At 75.8% G+C, this 3427-nt stretch carries 4 protein-coding genes and 1 pseudogene; 1 reads left to right on the top strand and 4 read right to left on the bottom strand.

Annotated elements, in window-relative coordinates; genetic code table 11:
- Nucleotides 1–838, top strand: an 838-nt coding sequence (locus tag N866_RS16240) for a YwiC-like family protein (protein WP_342668441.1), incomplete at its 5' end; no start/stop codon positions are given.
- 60 nt (nt 839–898) lie between these two features.
- On the opposite strand, the gene N866_RS16235 is transcribed toward N866_RS16240, so the two are convergent.
- From N866_RS16235 to N866_RS21540, 4 genes and pseudogenes are all read right to left on the bottom strand, one after another.
- Nucleotides 899–1471 carry a LemA family protein gene (locus tag N866_RS16235; RefSeq protein WP_034228299.1) on the bottom strand — a complete coding sequence of 191 codons (573 nt, stop codon included), beginning with the start codon at nt 1469–1471 and terminating at the stop codon, nt 899–901.
- On the bottom strand, nt 1462–2301 hold the full coding sequence (locus tag N866_RS16230; protein ID WP_034228298.1) for a type III secretion system chaperone family protein: 840 nt from the start codon (nt 2299–2301) through the stop codon (nt 1462–1464). The genes N866_RS16235 and N866_RS16230 overlap by 10 nt, the downstream gene beginning before the upstream one ends.
- 73 nt (nt 2302–2374) lie before the next feature.
- Nucleotides 2375–2959, bottom strand: coding sequence for an orotate phosphoribosyltransferase (pyrE, locus tag N866_RS16225; protein ID WP_081802741.1), 585 nt, complete (start codon nt 2957–2959; stop codon nt 2375–2377).
- A 144-nt stretch (nt 2960–3103) separates the two neighbouring features.
- A pseudogene (locus tag N866_RS21540) lies at nt 3104–3427 on the bottom strand (SDR family NAD(P)-dependent oxidoreductase); the annotation flags it as partial.

Here is a 3427-nt window from a genome sequence, read left to right as displayed (position 1 = left end):
GGCCCCGGCGCGCGGTCGCGGCGGCCGACGTCGTCGCGGGCCGGGCTGGGTGCCGCAGCAGCACGGGGCGTGGGCCATGCTCGTCGCCCCCGCGGTGGTGGGGGCCGTGGTCGCCGGCCCGCGTTGGCAGCACCTCCTGCTGCTGGTCGTCTGGCTCGTGGGCTTCTGCGCGTACAACGCCGCCGGCCTGTGGCTCAAGGCGCGGCGTCGCCCGCGCTGGCTACCGCCGGTCCGGGCGTACGGGACGGCGGCCGTGGTCCTCGGGGTGGCGCTCGTCGCGACCGCCCCGTCCCTGGTCACCTGGGGCCTCGCCTACGCCCCGCTGCTGGCCGCGAGCCTGCGCTACTCCGCCCTCCGGGACGAGCGCTCGGTGGCCAACGACCTGGTCACCGTCCTGGCGGCCGGCCTCATGGTCGTGGTCGCCGGCGGCGTCCCGCTCGCGGCGGACGGCGGCTGGGGCGGCGGCCGGGGTGGGTGGACGTGGTTCCCCGGCGCGGACGACGCCCAGGCCTGGGCGCTGGCCGCCGTCGTGGTCGCCTACTTCGCCGGCACCGTGCTCTACGTCAAGACGCTGATCCGCGAGCGCGGCAACCGGGCGATGCTGCGCGCGTCGGTCGTGCTCCACGCCGCGCTGCCCGTCGCGCTGCTCGTCTGCGCCGCGCTCGTCCCCGCGGTCGGGGCGCTCCTGCCCGTGCCCACGCTCGCGGTGCTCCTGGCGCTGCTGGCGGTGCGCGCCGTCGTCGTCCCGCTGCGGTGGCCGACGGCGACGCCGAAGGCGGTGGGGATCGGGGAGATCGTCGCGACGACGGCGCTCGTCGTCGTGCTGCTCGTCGGCTGAGGGCCCCGCGGCGGGGACACCCGCTCGCGCGGGTCGGATGTGCGGGTGGGACGTGCCGGCTCAGACGGTGCGGCCGCCGAAGTCGACCCGCGGGACGGCGCGGGCGACGTCGTCGGTCTCGAAGTACTCGGCACGCGTGAAGCCGAACATCCCCGCGACGATGTTCGACGGGACCTGCTCGACCCTCGTGTTGAGCTCGCGGACGTTGGCGTTGTAGAAGCGCCGGCCGGCCGCGATGCGGTCCTCCGTCGTGGCGAGCTCGGTCTGCAGCTGGAGGAAGTTCTCGCTCGCGCGCAGCTGCGGGTACGCCTCGGCGACCGCGAGCAGCCGGCCGAGGGCCTGGGACAGCATGTCCTCGTTCGCCGCCTGCTCGGCGGGCCCGGACGCGGGCGTCAGCGCGGCGGCGCGGGCCGCGGTGACGCTCTCGAGCACCTGCCGCTCGTGGGCGGCGTAGCCCTGGACGGTCTCCACCAGGTTGGGGATGAGGTCGTGCCGCCGGTGCAGCTCCACGTCGATCTGCCGCCAGGACTCCTGGACCAGGTTCCGCAGGCGCACCAGGCCGTTGTAGATCACCACGCCCCACAGCAGCACGAGCAGGGGCACGGCGATGACGAGAAGGATGATCAGGTCCACGGTTCTCCTCCGGGGGCGGGCGGTGCGGGAGCGGGGGCGGGTGGTGCGGTCGTGGCCGCGGGAGGTGCGGGGGCGTGCCGCGCAGGCAGGGGCGCCGGGCGCGGGGGCGGTCCTGCCGGGGGTGCGGGCGCGGTCGCCGTGACGTCGGGGGCGGCGTCCGGGTCGTACCCGTGGTCGAGCCAGACGAACCGCGGGACCTGCTCGACCAGGGCCGTCAGCACCTGCAGGCGCGGGCCGACGGCCTCCAGACGGGGCGTGCCCAGGGACCAGCACAGGACGTCGGTGCCCTCGACCCGCAGCGACAGACCGGCGGCATCCGGGCGCAGGAGGCGCTCCATGAGACGGGGGTGCACCACCGCGTGGGCGAAGCGGGGGTCCGGGGCGGTGACGCGCCACACCCGGTTGAAGTCCTCGGACTCGAACGCGATGTCCTGCCCGCCGAACGCCTTCGCGACCTTCGCTCCCAGGCCGTCCGGCGTGAGCTCGACGGTCGGCAGGTAGGTGGGCAGCCCCAGCGCGACCACGTGGTGCGTCACCGTCGAGCGGTTCTTGCCCGACCCGGTCGTGTACCGGTAGCAGAACGACATCGCGGGCCGCCCGGCGAAGCGGCCGACGACGAGCTCGGACACCCGGCGGCTGCCCCCGGTCCCGAACGGCCGCCCGCGCCACCGGTGGACGAGGGACGGGTCGGTGCCGACCACCTGCCAGCCGACGCCCGCCGCCCAGGCGCGCACGGCCTCCTGGCGACGGCGGTGGAACCACCAGCCGGCGACCAGCACGGCGGGCACGGCGAGGTACGGCAGCAGCACGCCCAGCACGTCGGGCTCCACGCCACCTCCCTCCCCACGCCTGCGGACGACCCCGTCGTCGTCCGATCGACCGGTGCGGCCCGGACCGGAGCCGTCAGGCCAGCCCGAGGTCCGCGAGCCCGAGCACCGCGACGTACGGCAGGCCCTCCGCCTCGATGCGCTCCCGGGCGCCGGTCCCGCGGTCGACGACGACGGCGACGCCGACGACCTCGGCCCCCGCCTCGCGCAGCGCCTCGACGGCGGTGAGCACCGAGCCCCCGGTCGTCGAGGTGTCCTCGACGGCGACGACACGCCGGCCGGCCACGTCGGGACCCTCGATCCGGCGCTGCATCCCGTGGGCCTTGCCCTCCTTGCGGACGACGAACGCGTCGAGGTCCTGGCCGCGCGCCGCGGCCGCGTGCAGGAGGGCGGTGGCGACCGGGTCGGCGCCGAGCGTCAGGCCGCCCACCGCGTCGACGTCGGCCGTGCCGAGGCCGTGCTCCTCGAGCACGTCCAGCAGCACGTGACCGATCAGCGGCGCGGCGCGGTGGTGGAGCGTGACGCGCCGCAGGTCGACGTAGTAGTCGGCCTCCTTGCCGGAGGCGAGCGTCACGCGGCCGTGCACGACGGCGAGCTCACGGATCAGGTCGCGGAGCTGCTCGCGCGGCGTCGGGCTGAGGACCAGGTCGTCGTTGGGCACGGTCGCAGGCTAGCGGGACCGGCCAGGACTGAGCGGGCGGGTTCCCGCGTGACGCGTGCGCCGGGTTCCTGCACAGAGACCCGAGGCTCGGTGCTCACCCCGAGACCTGGGTTCGTGCTCCACCCGCGACCTGGGGCTCCGGGGTCACTCGGAGACCTGGGGCTCCTTGGTCTCGTTCTCGCGGACCTTCGCCAGGAGCTTGCCCTCGCCCGAGAGCATCCGGATGACCGAGCGCGGCAGGAGCCGGGCGACCTGGGCGACCACCTCGTACCGCAGGCTGGGCGTGGAGACGACGGCGCCGCGGCGCACGTCCCGCAGCGCGGTGGCGACGACCTCCTCCGCGTTCAACCACGCGAGGCCCGGCATGTTGTCGCGGTGCAGGCCCGCCCGCTGGTGGAACTCCGTGTGGACGAAACCCGGGCAGAGGGCCGTCGCCGTGACGCCGGTGCCGGAGAGCTCGACGGCGAG

Source organism: Actinotalea ferrariae CF5-4 (assembly GCF_000603945.1).
GTDB classification, from domain to species: Bacteria; Actinomycetota; Actinomycetes; order Actinomycetales; family Cellulomonadaceae; genus Actinotalea; species Actinotalea ferrariae.
Note: the sequence above shows the minus strand (reverse complement) of the source record. Positions and strands in the feature narration are given on the sequence as shown.